We start from the raw sequence: 17,859 nt of genomic DNA on the forward strand, positions 1-17,859 counted from the left end.
GACTCACACATTTATGCACATTTGTTGCGTAAACTTTACGCCATCAGGGTGGCCCCACCGGCGATGAGATCGATGCGCGCGCGATATCGCGCGCAATCTGCTGCCATCCCTGACCCAGGGTGGCCACCAGGGCATCATAGCCATCTTCCTGCTGCGGTAGCGTCAGGCTGAACGGCTGTTTTATCCAGCGCCCCTGCTGTTGCAATAGCCACTCGCCGCTGATCACCGCATAGCCATCATAGCGCCCCTGAAAGCCGGTAACGGTAACGTTAACCGTATCGTGCTCGCCGAGCACCGTGCCGGTCACCAGCCTGCCGGGGAGCATCGCACTGAGGTTGCTGATCAGGGTCTGCTTCAGCATCTGGTCCAGCGGGCTGGCCCACTGGTTGTTTTGCGCCAGCGTATAGCGAACCTCGCTGGTTTGAAACGCCACGCTGTTCCCCGCCAGATAATCGGGTACCGTTACCTGCTCTATCCACAGGCTGCGCGCCGCCGCCGGCGACTGGTTCACCCCGATAGAGACACTGGCTGCCGGCAGCTGATAATAGCGCGTTTCCGGCGTGCTGCTACAGGCCGCTACCAGCATGACGGTTGCGACAGGCCACCATTTGATCATTGTTTTGCCCTCTTCGGCTGCGGATCCTTGCCTTGCGGCGCTTCAAATACCAGAGCATTACTCTTGTTATTCAGGGTGCGCAGGACCGGCTGCAGCTCGCGCAGGACCTGATCCAGCCGCTGCATATCGCCAACCAGCTTGCTGTAAGCCGGTGAGCCTGGCTGGAAGCCTTTCATACTGCGGTTCAGCTCGTGCAGCGTCTGCTGCATATCCTGCGGCAGCGCCTTCATCGCCGGGCTGGCGGTGATTTGGTTAACGCTGTCGAGAGTTTTCTGTAGCTCACGCAGCGTACGCTGACTTTCTGCCAGCGTCGACGTCGCCTGATTGATCATCGGATTAAGCGGCAGCGCGTTGATTTTATCCAGCGCATCCATCAGTTTCTGCTGAATCTGGCTCAGTCCACCGCTCACGGTCGGGATGATCTCATAGCCCGCCAGCGCGCCCGGACCAGTATAAGGTTTAGCCTTTTCGTAGAAATCCAGGTCAATATAGAGCGAGCCGGTCAGCAAGTTGCCGGTTTTTAACGACGCCCGCAGGCCACGCGCTTTTGCCTCTTTCAGATGCTGCTCGAAGTCAAAATTCTTGCCGAGGTACGCTCTGAAGCGATCAGGTTCGATACGGATAAGCACTGGGATACGGTAATCATTATCCAGCTTCTGCGAGATCCCCTCGAGCCGCACCGGCACCTGCGCTACGGTCCCCAGACGAATACCGCGAAACTCTACCGGCGCTCCCGCCTGCAGACCGCGCACCGATTCGCTAAAGAACAGCAGATAGTCGCGATGCGCGGTATAGAGTGAATCCTGAATACTGCGCTGATCGTCAAACAGACGATATTGGGCATTATTTTCCACCGGCTTGCCGAGGTCAAAGCCCTTCGGCACATCAAAGCTGACGCCACCGCTAAACAGCGTAGTCAGGCTGCCCATTTCAACGCGCATTCCGGAAGAGGACATTTCAACAGCAATCCCACTGTCTTTCCAGAAGCGGACGTTGGTGGTGATCAGGCTGTCGTAAGGCGCGGCGATAAACAGCTGATAGCGCATCGCGCGGCGGGTAGGATCGAAGGTGCTGGTTTCCACGGAGCCCACGCGATAACCGCGGAACAGCACCGGGTCGCCCGGATTAAGCTGGCCGGCCTTCTCACTGTCGAGCACAATACGGATCCCTTTGGCATCCGGCGGCGCCAGCGGGGGAGAATCCAGCAGCTGGTAGTGCCCCGGCGCCTCACCCTTTGCGCCGGGCTGCAGTTCAATATAGGCCCCGGACAGCAGCGTGCCGAGCCCGGTGACCCCTTCCCGGCCAATGGTGGGCTTGACGACCCAAAACACACTGTCACCGTGCAGCAGTTTTTCCATGCCCGAGTTCAAACGCGCTTTAATTTTTACATGGTGCAAATCGTCTGACAGCTCAGCGCTTTCAACGATGCCCACGTCTACGCTGCGGCTTTTGATGGCGGTTTTCCCCCCCTCAATGCCCTCGGCATTGGTGGTTATCAGCGTGACTTCTGGTCCCTGGTGGCTGTAGTGCCAAAACAGGATCCAGGCGCCAATCAGCACGGTAACGATGGGGAAAATCCACACCGGTGACCACCGTTTGATGGTCTCAACTTTAGCAACGCCCTGGTTATTGTCCGTCAACGCCAGACTCCTTATGTTTTACATCACTTACCCGATCCCACGTCAGCCGCGGATCGAAGGTCATCGCGGCGAACATCGTGAGGATCACCACCAGCGCGAACAGCAGCGCGCCGGGCGCCGGATAGATACTCATTAATCGGCCAATTCTTACCAGTGCCGACAGCACGGCAATCACAAATACGTCGATCATCGACCAGCGGCCAACAAATTCCACGACCTCATACAGCAGGTGCATTTTTTCACCGTCGCGCTGGCCTCGCCCGTCGGCATTCCAGCATAGCCAGGCAATCGCAATCATTTTCAGGGACGGCACCATAATACTGGCGATAAAGATAACCAGCGCCACCGGCCAGGAGCCGTCGCTCCAGAGCAGCACCACGCCGGACATGATTGTCGATCCCATGCTGTTACCGAGCGCTTCGGTTATCATGATAGGCAACAGATTAGCCGGTATGTAGAGCATTACCGAGGTCAGCAGCAGCGCCAGCGTCCACTGCAGGCTGTGTTTCAGTCGGGCGTGGCCGCGCGTGCCGCAGCGCGGACATACCGTCTGCTGCGCCGGCAAGATCGCCGTGCAGCAGCGACAGGAACGCAGCCCCTGTCGAAGCCCGCTGCGCCCCGCCTGCGGTGCCTGGTTGAGCGCCGGCAGCGGCGCCACCCGCGCCCACAGTGAGCGTCGATCAATACACTGAAAGGCGCGCAGCTGCAGCACGCAGAACAGACACCAAGGAATAAAGCTGCTACCCACGCCAATATCGCCGTAGGCCATCAGCTTGACAAAGCTCACCAGAACGCCAGCGAGAAAAATCTCCGCCATGCCCCAGGTTTTCAGTTGGAACAGCACCCGCGCCAGCTGGCGCTGCAGTGCTGCCGGCAGCGTTATCCGATTCACCAGCAGCAGGATCGCCAGCATGCAAAACGCCGGTACTCCCTGCACAAACAGCAGAAACAGCGTCGCCAGGCTGCTGTAATCGTCGCCCACCATCACCTGCGGGATCTGCATCAGTGTAATTTCGCTGCTGAGGCCGCGCACCCGCATATTAACGAACGGGAACAGATTGGCCAGCAGCAGCATAAACAGCGCCGCCAATGCATAGGCGGTCGGACGGGTACGCGGCGCGTGCCAGCGACTGACCAGCGTGGTATGACAGCGCGGGCAGCGGGCTTTGCTGCCCGGCGCAATCTCTGGCAACTGTGTCATCAGATCGCACTGCGGGCAGAGCATCCAGTGTTCTGTTCGATGTGATGAACACATAGTGTCTTAACGTCTCCGGTTACTGACTCTGTTTGAGTGACTCCAGGTATTCCCAGCGTTCAAACGCCGTCTCCAGCGCCTGTTCGGCTTCACTCAGCGCATCCAGCACCGGCTGCGTGAGGTCATGGCTTTGGCTGAAGAAATCGGCATCGGACATCTGCGCCTGCAGCGCAGCAATCTGCTCCTCCAGCTGCTCCAGCTGCTGCGGCAGCTGTTCCAGTTCGCGCTGTAGATTATAGCTCAGCTTCGCCGCCGGCTTTTTGGCCGGCTCGCTGCGCGTCGGGGCGGGTTTCTCCGCTTCCCCCAGGGTCGCTTTCGTCGGCTGACGCAGGGCACTCCAGGCCTGACGCTGCTGTTGGGCATCGTGATAGCCACCGACAAAATTACCAATATTGCCTGCACCATCGAAGATCCAACATTCGGTTACGGTATTATCGACGAACTGACGATCGTGGCTCACCAGCATCACCGTCCCCTGGTAATCCTCAATCAGCTCTTCGAGCAGCTCCAGCGTTTCGACATCCAAATCATTTGTCGGTTCATCCAGAATCAATAAGTTACTGGGCTTGAGGAACAGGCGCGCCAGCAGCAGACGGTTACGCTCACCGCCGGACAGGGCGCGCACCGGCGTCATTGCGCGCTTCGGATGGAACAGAAAATCCTGCAGGTAACCCAGCACGTGCCGCGGCTTACCGTTGACCAGAACTTCCTGTTTGCCTTCGGCCAGGTTATCCATCACCGTGCGGTCCGGATCCAGTTCGGCGCGGTGCTGATCGAAGTAGGCGACTTCCAGTTTGGTCCCGCAGTGGACGCGCCCGCTGTCGGCCTGTAGCTGCCCAAGCATCAACTTAAGTAGCGTAGTTTTGCCGCAGCCGTTAGGACCCACCAGCGCAATCTTATCGCCGCGCTGAACCTGAATGCTAAAGTTGCGCACCAGCGTACGGTCTGCGATCGCGTAATTCACCTGCTCCAGTTCAAAGACGATTTTGCCGGAGCGGCTCGCCTCTTCCACCTGCATTTTCGCTTTGCCCATCACTTCACGGCGTTCGGCGCGCTCGCGACGCAGGGCCTTCAGCGCCCGCACCCGCCCTTCGTTACGGGTTCGTCGCGCTTTGATCCCCTGGCGGATCCACACTTCCTCTTGCGCCAGTTTGCGGTCAAATTCAGCGTTCTGCAGCTCTTCTACCCGCAGCGCTTCCTCTTTCCCCAGCAGGTACTGTTCATAATCTCCCGGCCAGGACACCAGCTTTCCGCGATCGAGATCGACGATGCGCGTAGCCATATTGCGTATAAATGCGCGATCGTGAGAGATAAAAATAATGCTGCCGGTGAACGTTTTGAGGAACCCTTCCAGCCAGTCAATGGTTTCGATATCGAGGTGGTTAGTCGGCTCATCGAGCAGTAGCACCCGCGGATTGCTGACCAGCGCGCGCGCCAGCGCCGCTTTACGCAGCCAGCCACCGGAGAGCGATGACAGCGCCGCATCGGCATTCAGTCCGGTTTTCTCCAGTACGTCACTGATGCGGCTGTCGAGCTGCCACAGGTTCTGATGATCGAGGATCGCCTGCAGGCGCGCCATTTCGTTCAGGTTCTTTTCGCTGGGATCGTCCATCACCGTGTGGGAGATGGCGTGGTAAGCCTTCAGGATCTCCGCCTGCTCGGCCACCCCTTCGGCAACAAAGTCATATACGCTGCCGGCGACGTTGCGCGGTGGATCCTGCTGCAGGCGCGCCACAATCAGATCCTGTTCGTAAATGATGCGGCCATCATCCAGTGGCTGTTCGCCATTGATGATTTTCATTAGCGTCGATTTGCCGGCGCCGTTGCGGCCTACCAGGCAGACGCGCTCGTTTTCTTCGATATGCAGCTCGGTGTGGTCGAGCAGTGGCGCATCGCTAAATGAGAGATACGCTCCGTGGATACTGATTAACGACATTCTGTTATTCCTTACCGGCGTGCGTAATCAGCCAGCAATTGTGAATTTGACGGTTGCGGGCAAAATCTGGCGACAGCGTATTGGCGGTGATCTCCTGCGCCTGCAGGCCCAGCCCGGCCAGTCCGGCGCTGTCTAATTTAAAGCCGCGTTTGTTGTTGGAAAACATAATGGTGCCCCCCTTACGCAGCAGCCGTTTGAGATCGCGCATCAGCTGCAGGTGGTCGCGCTGCACGTCAAAGCTGGCTTCCATCCGCTTGGAGTTCGAGAAGGTCGGCGGATCGATAAAGATCAGATCAAACTGTTCGTCGCTCTCCGTCAGCCAGTTGAGGCAGTCAGCCTGAATCAGCCGGTGCGCCCGCCCGGTCAGGCCATTCTGCCGCAGGTTGCGTTCCGCCCACTCAAGATAGGTGCGCGACATATCGACGGTGGTGGTTGAGCGCGCCCCGCCGAGACCGGCGTGCACGCTGGCGCTGCCGGTGTAGGCGAACAGATTCAGGAAGTCTTTCCCGCGACTCATGCTGCCCAGCATCTGTCGGGCGATGCGGTGGTCAAGAAACAGGCCGGTATCAAGGTAATCCGTCAGGTTCACCCACAGCTCGGCGCCGTACTCTTTGACCAGGAAAAACTCGCCCTTTTCACCCAGCTTTTGATACTGGCTTTTGCCCTTTTGCCGCTCGCGGGTTTTGAGTACCAGTCGGTTAGCGGGCAGTTCCAGCACGGCGAGCGTGGCGGCAATCACGTCAAACAGGCGCTGACGCGCTTTTAGCGGGTCGATGGTTTTCGGCGGAGCGTACTCCTGGATCACCACACACTCCCCGTAGCGGTCAACCGCCACGTTGTACTCCGGCAGATCGGCATCATACAGGCGATAGCTCTCAATGCCGGACTGACGCGCCCATTTATCCAGCTTCTTCCTGTTTTTACGCAGGCGGTTCGCGTAATCTTCAGCGATCTGCGCGCTGCCGCCCTGGGGATGGGCCGCCAGCTGATAGTTTTTTTGCACGCAGTCCAGCGGACCATTTTTCGCTTTAAACTGCCGTTCGGCGCGCAGCTGCAGACAGTTGAGCAGATCCGCAGAGGCGCTAAACAGCGACAGCGACCAGCCGCCAAAATGCTGCTTCAGCAGCCGGCCCAGCTGGCTGTGCAGCGCAATCAGCGCCGGTTCGCTCTCCAAACGCTCGCCGTACGGCGGGTTGCTGATCACGGTTCCGCAGGGGCCTTCCGGCAGCGGATTGCTCAGCTTCAGTACATCCTGCTGGGTGACGGTAATCAGCGGCTCCAGCCCCGCGCGGCGCAGGTTAGCGCGCGCGCGGTCGATCACCCGTGAATCGTTATCGTAGCCGTAGAAGCGGGAGGTAGTCTGCTGCCGCCCGCGCTTTGCGCGCACCTGCGCTTCAGTTTTCACCTCGTTCCACAGCGCCGCATCGTGTTGTTGCCAGGCCAGAAAGCCCCAATGCTCGCGAAACAGGCCCGGCGCACGATCGCTGGCGATCATCGCCGCCTCAATCAGCAGCGTGCCGGAGCCGCACATCGGATCCACCAGCGGCGTGCCCGGCTGCCAGCCGGAGCGCAGCACGATGGCGGCGGCCAGATTCTCTTTCAGCGGCGCCTGGCCCGTCTGCTGGCGATAGCCGCGCTGATGCAGGCCCTCGCCGCTCAGATCCAGCGCAATGCTGGCGGTATCTTTATTCAGCCAGACGTTGACGCGAATATCGGGCTGCTCACGATCAACATCCGGCCGCGGCAAATTTTTACGGGTGAACGCGTCAACGATAGCATCTTTCACCTTCAGGGCGCCGTACTGACTGTTGCGGATCACCTCATTGGTCCCGCTAAAATGCACGGCGAAGGTGTGCTCCGGGCTGAACATCTCCGTCCAGTCTATCGCCTGCACGCCCAGATAGAGATCCAAATCGCTGTACACGCCGCACTCGGTCAGCGGCAGCAAAATACGCGAGGCCAGCCGGCTCCACATCAGGCTTTGATACAGTAAACGGTTATCTCCCTGATAGTGTACCCCTCCCTGTACCACCTGACAGGCAGTTGCGCCCAACGCTTCCAGCTCAGTTTTCAACAGCTCTTCGAGCCCACGCGCCGTACTGGCAAACAGAGAATTCATAACATCACACACCGTTCAGGGAAAATTGTCGCGCATTATAGCCAATCCCACTCGCATGTCATAAAGTTAGCGGCATTTGTCCGATCTTTTTCCCGCACTGTCACGCAAGGAGCTCCGATGAAAACCCTGTCCCGCCTCGCTGTGTATCCGGTCAAATCCATGAAAGGCCTGCAGCTCACCTACGCGCAGGTCACCCTGAGCGGGCTGAGCAGCGATCGGGCTTTTATGGTGGCAGAGCCCGACGGCACTTTTATTACCGCCCGCCAGTTTCCGCAGCTGGTCTGCTTCACCCCGGTATTGACGCCGGAGGGGCTGCTGCTCGTGGCCCCGGACGGCAGCAGCACCCGGGTACGCTACGCCGATTTTCAGCCGGAACCCCGTGACAGCGAGGTATGGGGTAATCACTTCCCCTCGCGGGTGGCCCCGACGGCGGTCAACCAATGGCTGAGCGGATTTTTTCCCCGGCCGGTTGAGCTGCGCTGGACCGGATTCGACTCTGCCAGGCGGGTAAAAAAGGTCCCGGAGGTGCCGCTGAGCTTTGCCGATGGCTATCCCTATCTGCTGGTGAACGAAGCCTCGCTGCGCGATCTGCAGCAGCGCTGCCCCGCCGGTGTGCAGATGAGCCAGTTCCGTCCCAATTTGATCATCAGCGGCGCACAGCCCTGGGAGGAAGATAGCTGGGCGGTGATCCGCATTGGCGAGCTGATTTTCGACGTCGCTAAACCCTGTAGCCGCTGCGTGCTGACTACCGTCAGCCCGACCCGCGGGCGTAAACATCCCACAGCCGAGCCGATGACGACGCTGCAGCGCTTTCGCCAGGCCCTCGACGGCAGTGGTGACATTGATTTCGGTATGAATCTGATCGCCCGCAGCAGCGGTGTCATTCACGCGGGCGACCGGCTGGAAGTCCTCAAAACCCGTCCGCCGCGCCCCTACGGCGGCAGCGAACCGGTAGAGACGCTGGCGGTTGACGCCGTGCGCGAGGCGACGGTGCGCATCACCTTTCAGGGCAAGACCTTTCACGGTAACAATCAGCAGATTTTGCTGGATCAGCTGGAGATGCAGGGGTTACGCATCCCTTACTCCTGCCGAGCGGGGATCTGCGGCAGCTGCCGCTTGCAGTTACTCGCCGGTGAGGTGACGCCGCTTAAACAAGGCGCGGTGGAAGGCGAGAGCCTACTCAGCTGTAGCTGTATACCGGCCGGAGACGTGACGCTGGCGTAGTCGGCGCATGCGCCGGCGGGATCAGACCGCCTGATCCAGCCGGGCGGCATCGGTAATCGGATGCAGGCGATCATTCATCACTTTGATCGCCTCCCCGAGGGTCATGTTTTTCCCCGCCAGGGTTAACTGCGGCTGGGCCAGCAGGCAAAGGGCCGCGGTGTCACTGCTCTCTACCACCAGCAGAGTGGCGATCTCGCCACTGTCGCAAAGCTGCACCTGAACCGCGTCCCCTTCATCGGGTAAATGGTGATGCCCGTGGGCGGTAAAGTGCCAGCTTTTCGGCATCAGCGGCTTCAGGAAACGCCGCGCCACCAGCGCATTCAGCACCAGTTCTGCCCGGTGCTGGCCGTGCATGCGCATCTGCCGGCAGCGCTCATCAAAGGTAAAGAACAGCGCCGCATCGTCGACGCAAAACCCGTTATCGTTAAAGGCATCGGGGGTCAGCATTTTACGGGAAAAACGCGAACGAAACAGCATGCCATCGGCCAGGTCCAGCATCATGCGATCGTGGTCGGCGTCATAATACCAGCGCCAGCTGTCGTCGGGTTTTATTTTCATTGGTTCGCCCTGCTAAGAAGACACAGTGTCATGAATGGCTCTCTCCCTGACAATCGGTTCGATCTGATTATTGACGGCGGGTTAAATCCCTGTCGCCATTCTCCCTGTCAGGGTGGGTAAAATATAAACGAGCCGGGCGCATAAATAAAGCCCCCGGCCCGGCATGGTGAAAAATGTATCAGAGATGGGTCACAATTTCTTTAATCAGCGGCGGGCCTTTATAAATAAAGCCGGAATATATTTGCACCAGCGTTGCGCCGGCGGCCATTTTTTCTCTCGCTGCGACTAATGAGTCAATGCCACCGACGCCAATAATCGGCAGTCGTCCCTGTAGCTCCTGCGCCAGCCGGCGAATCACCTCGGTGCTGCGTGACTGTACCGGACGGCCGCTTAATCCGCCCGCCTCGTCGCCATATTGCAAACCGCTAACCAGCGAACGATCGAGCGTGGTATTGGTTGCAATCACACCGTCAATATTATGGCGTACCAGGCTGTCAGCAATTTGGATCAATTCCTCTTCAGACAGATCCGGCGCGATCTTCACTGCCACAGGAACATATTTATCTTGCTGTTTATGCAGAAGATGCTGCTTAGCTTTGATCGCCGCCAGCAGAGAATCCAGCGCCTCACCATATTGTAAGGTGCGCAGTCCGGGGGTATTCGGCGAGGAGATATTGATCGCGATATAGCCGGCATGGGCATAGACTTTTTCCATACAAACTAAATAGTCCTCTTCACCGCGCTCCACCGGCGTGTCTTTGTTTTTACCGATGTTAATCCCGAGGATGCCGTTATAGCGCGCACGCTTAACGTTTTCTACCAGCGCCTCCACGCCGTGATTGTTAAACCCCATCCGGTTGATGATGCCCTCCGCTGCCGGCAGGCGAAACAGCCGTGGCTTATCGTTACCGGCCTGCGGCCGGGGAGTCACGGTGCCAACCTCAAGAAAACCAAAGCCCATTGCGGCAAAGGCATCCATGCATTCGGCATTTTTATCCAGGCCGGCGGCCAGTCCCAGCGGATTACGAAAGGTCAGCCCCATGCACTTCACCGGCTTTGACGGCAGGGTTTGACGCAGGCAGGCCTCCAGCGGCGTGCCGCTGATCCATTTCATCTGTTGAAAGCTAAGTTCGTGGGCGCGTTCCGGATCGAGTTGAAACAGCGCTTTTCTGACGAGGGGGTAAAGCATAACCACTCCTGAGTTCCCGAGGCGAGTCGGGGCGGTATTATCCGGCAAGACGCGAGCAAAAGGAAATGGCCTGCACTACTTTTCGCCCGCCTGCGGTCACTATTTTCACTGGTTGACTTTGATTAGCCATAAAAAGCATTTAAGCCTCGCCGCCCGCTCTGTCAGGATAGTTCCATGCGATATCAAATTCCTAACATCTATTCCATATTGTTATAAGGAGTCACCATGCGCGTCATTACGCTTGCCGGAAGCCCTCGCTTTCCCTCCCGCTCCACGGCGTTACTGAATGCCTGCCAACAGCGCCTGGAGCGGCGCGGCGTCGAGGTTACGCCGTGGAATCTGCATAACTTTGAGCCGGAAGATCTCCTCTATGCCCGCTTTGATTCACCGGCGCTGCAGGCGCTGAAGGTGGATTTGGCCGCCGCCGACGGTGTGATCGTCGCGACGCCGGTCTATAAAGCCTCCTTTTCTGGCGGGTTGAAAACGCTGCTGGACCTGCTCCCCGAGCGCGCACTGGAGCACAAGGTGGTGTTACCGCTGGCGACCGGCGGCACCGTCGCCCATATGCTGGCGGTCGATTATGCCCTGAAGCCAGTGCTTAACGCCCTGAAAGCACAGGAGGTGCTGCACGGCGTGTTTGCCGATGACAGCCAGATCACACATTACGATCGCACCCCGGAGCTGCAGCCCGGATTACTCCAGCGTCTTGACGCTTCGCTGGAGACCTTCTGGCAGGCACTGTCCCGCCGCCATCTTCCGCTGGCCGCCGCGGTCTGAACCAGGAGAGAAATGATGACATCATTACGTTTCACCGCGCTGTTTGCCACCCTGCTGCTGACCAGCATATCGCTGGTCAAGGCCGCCGAACCGGCGCCGGACTCGCTGCGCATCGGTTACCAAAAAGGGTCAGTGGCAATGTTATTGACCAAAGCGCACCGTCTGCTGGAAAAGCGCTACCCGCAGACCCAAATCAGCTGGATTGAGTTTCCGGCCGGCCCGCAGCTACTGGAGGCGCTGAACGTCGGCAGCGTTGATCTCGGCGGCACCGGCGATATTCCACCGCTGTTTGCCCAGGCGGCCGGTGCGGATCTGCTGTATGTCGGCGCCGAGCCGGCTAAACCGAAGGCCGAAGTGATCTTGGTCCCGGAAGCCAGCCCAATCCGCAACGTAGCGGATCTGAAGGGGCGTAAAGTCGCCTTTCAGAAAGGCTCCAGTTCACACAATCTGGTGCTGCGCGCGCTGCAGCAGGCCGGGCTGAGCTTCAGCGACATTCAACCGGTTTACCTGACGCCAGCCGATGCCCGGGCGGCGTTCCAGCAGCACAGCGTCGACGCCTGGGCCATCTGGGATCCGTTTTACTCGGCAGCGGTATTACAGGGGGATGCGCGGGTACTGATCGACGGCAGCCGGCTCAATCTGACCGGATCCTTCTATCTGGCTACCCGCGATTACACCGAGAAAAACGCGCCCTTCCTGCGCGCAGTGCTGGACACTTTTACCGAAGCAGAGACCCTGACGCGCACGCAAAAAGACGCCAGTATTGCGCTGATTTCTCAGGCGATTGGCCTGCCCGTGCCGGTGATCGCCCGCTATCTGGCCAATCGTCCGGAGATGACCATTGGCCTGGTGAGCGATAGCACGGCCAGCGCCCAGCAGCACACTGCCGATCTGTTCTTTGCCTCACACCTGCTACCGGTGAAGCTCGATATTCGCCAGCGCATCTGGGCCGGTCCGGCCGCCCATTAACAGGAGATTTCTGATGAGCCTCTCTATTTTTTGGTTTTTACCTACCCACGGCGATGGCCACTATCTCGGCAGCGGCGAAGGCGCCCGACCGGTGGATCACGCTTACCTGCAGCAGATCGCTCAGGCGGCCGATCGCCTCGGCTTCGGTGGCGTGCTGATCCCCACCGGCCGCTCCTGCGAAGACGCCTGGCTGGTGGCCGCCTCGCTTATCCCGGTGACCCAGCGGCTACGCTTTCTGGTGGCACTGCGTCCCGGCGTGATTTCACCGACCCAGGCGGCACGCCAGGCCGCAACGCTGGATCGCCTGTCCAATGGTCGCGCGCTGTTCAATCTGGTCACCGGCGGCGATCCGGAAGAGCTGGCGGGCGATGGCGTGTTTCTCAATCACACCGAACGCTACGCCGAATCCGCCGAATTCACCCGCGTCTGGCGCCGGGTGCTGGAGGGAGACACCGTCGATTACGACGGTCAACACGTGAAGGTGCGCGGTGCGCGGCTACTGTTTGCGCCGGTACAGCAGCCGCGTCCGCCGCTGTGGTTTGGTGGATCGTCTGAGGTGGCCCAGGATTTGGCCGCTGAGCAAGTCGATGTCTACCTCACCTGGGGCGAACCGCCGGCGCAGGTGAAAGAGAAGCTGGACGCGGTCCGCGCCAAAGCTGCCGCGCGGGGACGCACGGTCAAATTTGGCCTGCGCCTGCACGTCATCGTCCGGGAGACCACCGCCGAAGCCTGGCAGGCAGCAGAAAAACTGATTTCCCATCTGGATGATGACACCATTGCGCGGGCACAGGCGGCCTTCGCGCGCACCGATTCAGTAGGTCAGCAGCGCATGGCGGCGCTGCACGGCGGTCAACGCGATCGGCTGGAGATCAGCCCCAATCTGTGGGCCGGGGTGGGTCTGGTACGCGGCGGTGCCGGCACCGCGCTGGTCGGCGATGGTCCGACCGTCGCCGCCCGCCTGCAGGCGTATGCCGATCTCGGCATCGATACCTTTATCCTCTCCGGCTATCCGCATCTGGAAGAGGCGTACCGCGTCGGCGAGCTGCTGTTTCCGCATCTGGATTTGCGCGTACCGGACATCCCACCGCCCCGGCAGCATCAGGCGCAGGGGGAGGCCGTAGCCAATGATTTCATTCCCCGCAACGCGGCGCAGAGCTGAGGATATGATGAATAAAACGCTAAATCGTCTGGCGCCCTGGGCGCTACCGGTGCTGCTAATCGTCGCCTGGCAAGCTGCTTCGCAGACCGGTCTGCTCTCGACCCGAATTCTGCCCTCACCGGAAAACGTGGTGCTGGCCTTCTGGCGATTGTCGGCCAGCGGCGAGCTGTGGCATCACCTGGCGATCAGTGGTGGACGGGCGCTGACCGGCTTTGTCATCGGCGGCGCCATCGGCCTGCTGCTCGGCTTTATCACCGGACTGTCGCGCTGGGGTGAACGCCTGCTGGATACCTCGGTGCAGATGCTGCGCAATGTGCCGCACCTGGCACTGATCCCGCTGGTGATTTTATGGTTTGGCATTGATGAGTCAGCCAAAATTTTTCTGGTGGCGCTTGGCACGCTGTTCCCTGTCTATCTCAATACCTATCACGGTATTCGCAATGTGGATCGCGGCCTGCTGGAGATGGCGCGCAGCTATGGCCTCTCGGGCTGGCAGCGCTTTTTTCAGGTTGTACTGCCCGGTGCGCTGCCCGGCATTATGGTCGGCGTTCGGTTTGCCCTCGGGCTGATGTGGCTGACGCTGATTGTGGCCGAAACCATCTCGGCCAACGCCGGCATCGGCTATCTGGCGATGAACGCCCGCGAATTTTTACAAACCGATATCGTGGTGGTGGCGATTATCCTTTATGCCCTGCTGGGCAAACTGGCAGACGTCTCTGCCCTGCTGCTGGAGCGCCTGTGGTTACGCTGGCACCCGGCTTATCAACCTCTGGAGCAGACCCCATGACACTTTCTTCTGCTATTCCTGCCCGGCTGAATGCCGGTACGCCGCTCACGCTGAGCGGGGTGAGCAAGCGCTACGGGCCGCGCACGATTCTGGATCTGCTGGATCTGCATATCCCCGCCGGACAGTTTGTGGCCGTGGTGGGCCGCAGCGGCTGCGGCAAGAGTACCCTGCTGCGCCTGCTGGCCGGTCTGGAGCAGGCCAGCGGCGGCGAACTGCTGGCCGGACGCGCCCCGCTCTGCAACGCGCGGGACGAGACGCGCCTGATGTTTCAGGACGCGCGCTTACTGCCGTGGAAAAGCGTGATTGATAACGTGGGGCTCGGTCTGCGCGGCAGCGACTGGCGGACGCAGGCGCGAGCGGTACTGGAGGCCGTCGGGCTCGCCGAGCGCGCCGGGGAGTGGCCGGCCGCCCTGTCCGGTGGACAAAAACAGCGCGTGCGCTTATTCATCGGCCCGGCCTGCTGCTGCTCGATGAGCCGCTCGGGGCGCTGGATGCCCTCACCCGGCTGGAGATGCAGGCGCTGATCGAAGGGCTGTGGCGCGAACAGCAGTTCACCGTGCTGCTGGTCACCCACGACGTCAGTGAAGCGGTAGCCATGGCCGATCGGGTACTACTGATTGAAGAGGGGAAGATCGGGCTGGACTTAACCATTGATTTGCCGCGCCCGCGGCGCAAAGGATCAGCCAGACTGGCGGAACTGGAAGCGGAGGTGCTGGAGCGGGTAATGCATCCGCCGGAGGCTGGCGTCGCGGACACCAGACGTCTGGCGAGATAATGTACGCCCCGGGGACCCGGGGCGATTTTTCATCAGGCGCTCAGCGCCTTGTTGATTTTTTCGAACAGATCGCCGGAGAGTTTATCCAGCCCTTTCAGCTGCTCCAGCGCCTGGCGCATCAGCGTCTGACGGCCGGCATCGTAGCGCTGCAGACGAATCAGCGGCTCAATCATCCGCGCTGCCACCTGCGGGTTGCGGCGATTCAGATCGGTAAGGATCTCCACCAGGAAGCAATAGCCGCTGCCGTCCGCCGCGTGAAACGCCGCCGGATTTGCCGAGGCAAACGCCCCAATCAGCGAGCGGGTACGGTTCGGGTTGCTCAGGCTGAAACTGCGGTGAGTCAGCAGCTCACGCACCCTTTCCAGCACATCCGCCGCCGGGTTAGTCGCCTGCAGCACAAACCACTTATCCATCACCAAACCATCGTGGTGCCAGCGGTCGTCAAAGTCCTGCATCAGTTCGGCACGGCACGGCAGCTGCGCCGCGTTGGCCGCCGCCAGCGCGGCCAGGGCGTCGGTCATATTGTTAGCCACCCGGTACTGCTGCCGCACCCGCGCGTCGGCGTGGGTCACATCGGGACCGAACGCGAGGTAACTCAGGCAGAGGTTTTTCAACGCGCGCTGGCCGATATCGGCATGCTCTACGCGGTAAACCGCGCTCTGATTAGCCTCATAGCCGCGCTGCCACTCCGCAGCCAGCGCGCTGGCCAGCAGGCGGGTCAGCGCTTCACGCACCTCCGCGATGGCTACCGGATCGATGGTGGTAAACAGTTCTGCAATTTCATTTTCGCCCGGCAGAGTCAGAATCTGCGCCCGCAGCGCCGGATCGCTGGCGTCATCACGCAGTACGGCGCGGAACGCCTCGGCGACGTGTGCCGGCAGCGACAGCGGCTGCTGCTGCTGATGGCGCGCCACGTTCAGCCTGATGTGAGTCGCCAGCAGGCTCTGTGCTGCATCCCAGCGGGCAAAATCGTTGCGCGCGTGGCGCATCAGGAACGTCAGCTGGGCGTCGCTCCAGTTGTATTCCAGCTTCACCGGCGCAGAAAATTCGCGTAATAGTGAAGGCACCGGCTGATGATAGACATTGTCGAAAATAAAGGTTTGTACGGCTTCCGTGACGTTCAGCACGTGATGGACCGGATGACCGTTATGCTGTAGCGGTATCGCATTACCCCGGTCATCGTAAAGTTCGATATCCAGTGGAATATGCAGCGGCAGCTTCTCTTTTTGGTCGGCGGTGGCCGGCGTATGCTGGCTGACGTGCAGCGTATACTGCTCCAGCTCCGGATTGTAGTCATCACGGACGGTCAACACCGGGGTTCCGGACTGGCTATACCAGCGGCGGAACTGCGAGAGATCGACGTTGGATGCGTCTTCCATCGCCTGCACAAAGTCGTCGCAGGTGGCCGCACTGCCGTCGTGACGCTCAAAATAGAGGGCCATACCCTTCTGGAAAAGGCTTTCGCCGAGCAGCGTGTGCAGCATGCGGATCACTTCCGATCCCTTCTCATACACCGTCAGGGTGTAAAAGTTGTTCATCTCGATAACCTGCTCCGGACGAATCGGATGCGCCATCGGGCTGGCGTCCTCGGCAAACTGAGCGCCGCGCATCACCCGCACGTTGTCAATACGATTGACCGCGCGCGAGCCGAGATCGGAACTGAACTCCTGATCGCGGAATACCGTCAGCCCCTCTTTCAGGCTGAGCTGGAACCAGTCGCGGCAGGTGACCCGGTTACCGGTCCAGTTATGAAAATATTCATGGCCGATCACCGCTTCAATACCGAGGTAATCTTTATCGGTCGCCGTTTCCGCCTTCGCCAGCACATACTTGGCGTTAAAAACGTTAAGGCCTTTATTTTCCATCGCGCCCATATTGAAGAAGTCGACGGCAACGATCATAAAGATATCGAGGTCGTACTCGAGGTTAAAACGCGCCTCGTCCCACTTCATGCTGTTCTTAAGCGAGGTCATCGCCCAGTCGGCGCGATCGAGATTACCGCGATCGACGAAGATTTCCAGCGCCACGTCGCGGCCGGAACGGGTACGGAAGGTGTCGCGCAGGACGTCAAAATCTCCGGCGACCAGCGCAAACAGGTAGCAAGGCTTGGGAAACGGATCTTGCCATTTTACCCAGTGACGCCCCTGCTCCAGATCGCCGCCGTCGATGCGATTACCGTTCGACAGCAGCCACGGATAGCGCGCCTTATCGGCAAAGATAGTGGTCGTGAAGCGCGCCAACACGTCCGGGCGATCGAGATACCAGGTGATATGACGGAATCCTTCGGCCTCGCACTGCGTGCAGAGCGCCTCGCCTGACTGGTATAGCCCTTCCAGCGCGGTGTTGTTATCCGGGTGAATCGCGTTAATAATTTTCAGCGTGAAGCGCTCGGGCAGCCGCTCCAGAATCAGCGCGCCCTCCTCCTCGCGATAGTCACGCCAGGGTTGGCCATCCACCTCCAGCGCAATCAACGTCAGATCCTCTCCGTCAAGGCGCAACGCGGCGTCGGCAGCGCCGAGTCGCTGCACCTGACTGATGGCCGTTACCCGGGTGGTGGCCGCATCGAGTTCAAAAGTCAGATCGATGTCGCTGATGGTGTAATCCGGTGCCCGATAGTCGTGGCGATTTTTTGCCTGCGGCGCGTGCGTCATACGTCCCTCTTGCTAAGCTTTGCAGTATCAGTAAATCCCTAGTCTATTCTGCTTACCGGGATGTTGCCACGGAGAATGGATAACAGGCTGTAAATACGGGCAGCCGGCGCGGTTTGTCGCTTGCGATGGCCGACGAATGCCATTTATGTTGTGATCGGGTTCAATAAACTGATATTCGGGTTATACTCCGCCGTCTTGAACTCT

The 17,859-nt window shown here is 59.8% G+C and carries 13 protein-coding genes and 1 pseudogene; 6 read left to right on the plus strand and 8 right to left on the minus strand.

Annotated elements, in window-relative coordinates; genetic code table 11:
• Nucleotides 1-43 precede the first annotated feature (43 nt).
• From pqiC to rlmKL, 5 genes are read right to left on the minus strand one after another with little or no spacing between them, the layout of a single operon-like run.
• Nucleotides 44-616, minus strand: coding sequence for a membrane integrity-associated transporter subunit PqiC (pqiC, locus tag BS626_RS04280; protein ID WP_075181167.1), 573 nt, complete (start codon nt 614-616; stop codon nt 44-46).
• Nucleotides 613-2,256, minus strand: coding sequence for an intermembrane transport protein PqiB (gene pqiB, locus BS626_RS04285; protein ID WP_075181168.1), 1,644 nt, complete (start codon nt 2,254-2,256; stop codon nt 613-615). Before pqiB ends, pqiC begins: the two co-directional genes overlap by 4 nt.
• Nucleotides 2,243-3,511, minus strand: coding sequence for a membrane integrity-associated transporter subunit PqiA (gene pqiA, locus BS626_RS04290; protein ID WP_075181169.1), 1,269 nt, complete (start codon nt 3,509-3,511; stop codon nt 2,243-2,245). Before pqiA ends, pqiB begins: the two co-directional genes overlap by 14 nt.
• Before the next feature lie 19 nt (nt 3,512-3,530).
• The gene (locus BS626_RS04295) at nt 3,531-5,447 is read right to left on the minus strand and encodes an ABC transporter ATP-binding protein (protein ID WP_075181170.1); all 1,917 of its coding nucleotides are present in this window, start codon (nt 5,445-5,447) and stop codon (nt 3,531-3,533) included.
• A gap of 4 nt (nt 5,448-5,451) precedes the next feature.
• On the minus strand, nt 5,452-7,566 hold the full coding sequence (rlmKL, locus tag BS626_RS04300; RefSeq protein WP_075181171.1) for a bifunctional 23S rRNA (guanine(2069)-N(7))-methyltransferase RlmK/23S rRNA (guanine(2445)-N(2))-methyltransferase RlmL: 2,115 nt from the start codon (nt 7,564-7,566) through the stop codon (nt 5,452-5,454).
• Between the two features lie 117 nt (nt 7,567-7,683).
• Here rlmKL and BS626_RS04305 point away from each other — a divergent pair, with 117 nt between their 5' ends.
• Nucleotides 7,684-8,790 carry a YcbX family protein gene (locus BS626_RS04305; RefSeq protein WP_075181172.1) on the plus strand — a complete coding sequence of 369 codons (1,107 nt, stop codon included), beginning with the start codon at nt 7,684-7,686 and terminating at the stop codon, nt 8,788-8,790.
• A 21-nt stretch (nt 8,791-8,811) separates the two neighbouring features.
• Here the strand turns inward: BS626_RS04305 and BS626_RS04310 are convergent, their stop codons facing one another.
• Both BS626_RS04310 and pyrD read right to left on the minus strand, forming a co-directional pair.
• Nucleotides 8,812-9,348, minus strand: coding sequence for a cell division protein ZapC (locus BS626_RS04310; RefSeq protein ID WP_075181173.1), 537 nt, complete (start codon nt 9,346-9,348; stop codon nt 8,812-8,814).
• A 178-nt stretch (nt 9,349-9,526) separates the two neighbouring features.
• Nucleotides 9,527-10,537 carry a quinone-dependent dihydroorotate dehydrogenase gene (gene pyrD, locus BS626_RS04315; RefSeq protein ID WP_075181174.1) on the minus strand — a complete coding sequence of 337 codons (1,011 nt, stop codon included), beginning with the start codon at nt 10,535-10,537 and terminating at the stop codon, nt 9,527-9,529.
• A 225-nt stretch (nt 10,538-10,762) separates the two neighbouring features.
• Here pyrD and ssuE point away from each other — a divergent pair, with 225 nt between their 5' ends.
• The 5 genes and pseudogenes from ssuE (at nt 10,763) to ssuB (ending at nt 15,004) form a co-directional block, all read left to right on the plus strand.
• Nucleotides 10,763-11,314, plus strand: a complete 552-nt coding sequence (gene ssuE, locus BS626_RS04320) for an NADPH-dependent FMN reductase (protein WP_075181175.1) — start codon at nt 10,763-10,765, stop codon at nt 11,312-11,314.
• Between the two features lie 12 nt (nt 11,315-11,326).
• Nucleotides 11,327-12,283 carry a sulfonate ABC transporter substrate-binding protein gene (locus BS626_RS04325; RefSeq protein ID WP_075181176.1) on the plus strand — a complete coding sequence of 319 codons (957 nt, stop codon included), beginning with the start codon at nt 11,327-11,329 and terminating at the stop codon, nt 12,281-12,283.
• 13 nt (nt 12,284-12,296) lie between these two features.
• Nucleotides 12,297-13,442 (plus strand): FMNH2-dependent alkanesulfonate monooxygenase, encoded by a 1,146-nt coding sequence (gene ssuD / locus BS626_RS04330; RefSeq protein WP_075181177.1) that lies wholly within the window; start codon nt 12,297-12,299, stop codon nt 13,440-13,442.
• Nucleotides 13,443-13,449: 7 nt separating this feature from the next.
• Complete coding sequence (ssuC, locus tag BS626_RS04335; RefSeq protein ID WP_075181594.1) at nt 13,450-14,229, plus strand: aliphatic sulfonate ABC transporter permease SsuC; 780 nt, start codon at nt 13,450-13,452, stop codon at nt 14,227-14,229.
• Nucleotides 14,226-15,004: pseudogene (ssuB, locus tag BS626_RS04340) on the plus strand (aliphatic sulfonates ABC transporter ATP-binding protein). Before ssuC ends, ssuB begins: the two are co-directional and overlap by 4 nt.
• A gap of 32 nt (nt 15,005-15,036) precedes the next feature.
• On the opposite strand, the gene pepN reads toward ssuB, so the two are convergent.
• Nucleotides 15,037-17,655, minus strand: a complete 2,619-nt coding sequence (pepN, locus tag BS626_RS04345) for an aminopeptidase N (RefSeq protein WP_075181178.1) — start codon at nt 17,653-17,655, stop codon at nt 15,037-15,039.
• Between the last annotated feature and the right edge of the window lie 204 nt (nt 17,656-17,859).

This window comes from Pantoea sp. 1.19 (assembly GCF_001922585.1).
In the GTDB taxonomy this organism is placed as follows: Bacteria; Pseudomonadota; Gammaproteobacteria; order Enterobacterales; family Enterobacteriaceae; genus 1-19.

Excerpts from the sequence above, each read along its gene's own strand:
- pqiC (WP_075181167.1), bottom strand. The coding sequence starts at position 616 with ATGATCAAATGGTGGCCTGTCGCAACCGTCATGCTGGTAGCGGCCTGT.
- pqiA (WP_075181169.1), bottom strand. The coding sequence starts at position 3,511 with ATGTGTTCATCACATCGAACAGAACACTGGATGCTCTGCCCGCAGTGC.
- BS626_RS04295 (WP_075181170.1), bottom strand. The coding sequence starts at position 5,447 with ATGTCGTTAATCAGTATCCACGGAGCGTATCTCTCATTTAGCGATGCG.
- rlmKL (WP_075181171.1), bottom strand. The coding sequence starts at position 7,566 with ATGAATTCTCTGTTTGCCAGTACGGCGCGTGGGCTCGAAGAGCTGTTG.
- BS626_RS04305 (WP_075181172.1), top strand. The coding sequence starts at position 7,684 with ATGAAAACCCTGTCCCGCCTCGCTGTGTATCCGGTCAAATCCATGAAA.
- BS626_RS04310 (WP_075181173.1), bottom strand. The coding sequence starts at position 9,348 with ATGAAAATAAAACCCGACGACAGCTGGCGCTGGTATTATGACGCCGAC.
- pyrD (WP_075181174.1), bottom strand. The coding sequence starts at position 10,537 with ATGCTTTACCCCCTCGTCAGAAAAGCGCTGTTTCAACTCGATCCGGAA.
- ssuE (WP_075181175.1), top strand. The coding sequence starts at position 10,763 with ATGCGCGTCATTACGCTTGCCGGAAGCCCTCGCTTTCCCTCCCGCTCC.
- BS626_RS04325 (WP_075181176.1), top strand. The coding sequence starts at position 11,327 with ATGATGACATCATTACGTTTCACCGCGCTGTTTGCCACCCTGCTGCTG.
- ssuD (WP_075181177.1), top strand. The coding sequence starts at position 12,297 with ATGAGCCTCTCTATTTTTTGGTTTTTACCTACCCACGGCGATGGCCAC.
- ssuC (WP_075181594.1), top strand. The coding sequence starts at position 13,450 with ATGAATAAAACGCTAAATCGTCTGGCGCCCTGGGCGCTACCGGTGCTG.
- pepN (WP_075181178.1), bottom strand. The coding sequence starts at position 17,655 with ATGACGCACGCGCCGCAGGCAAAAAATCGCCACGACTATCGGGCACCG.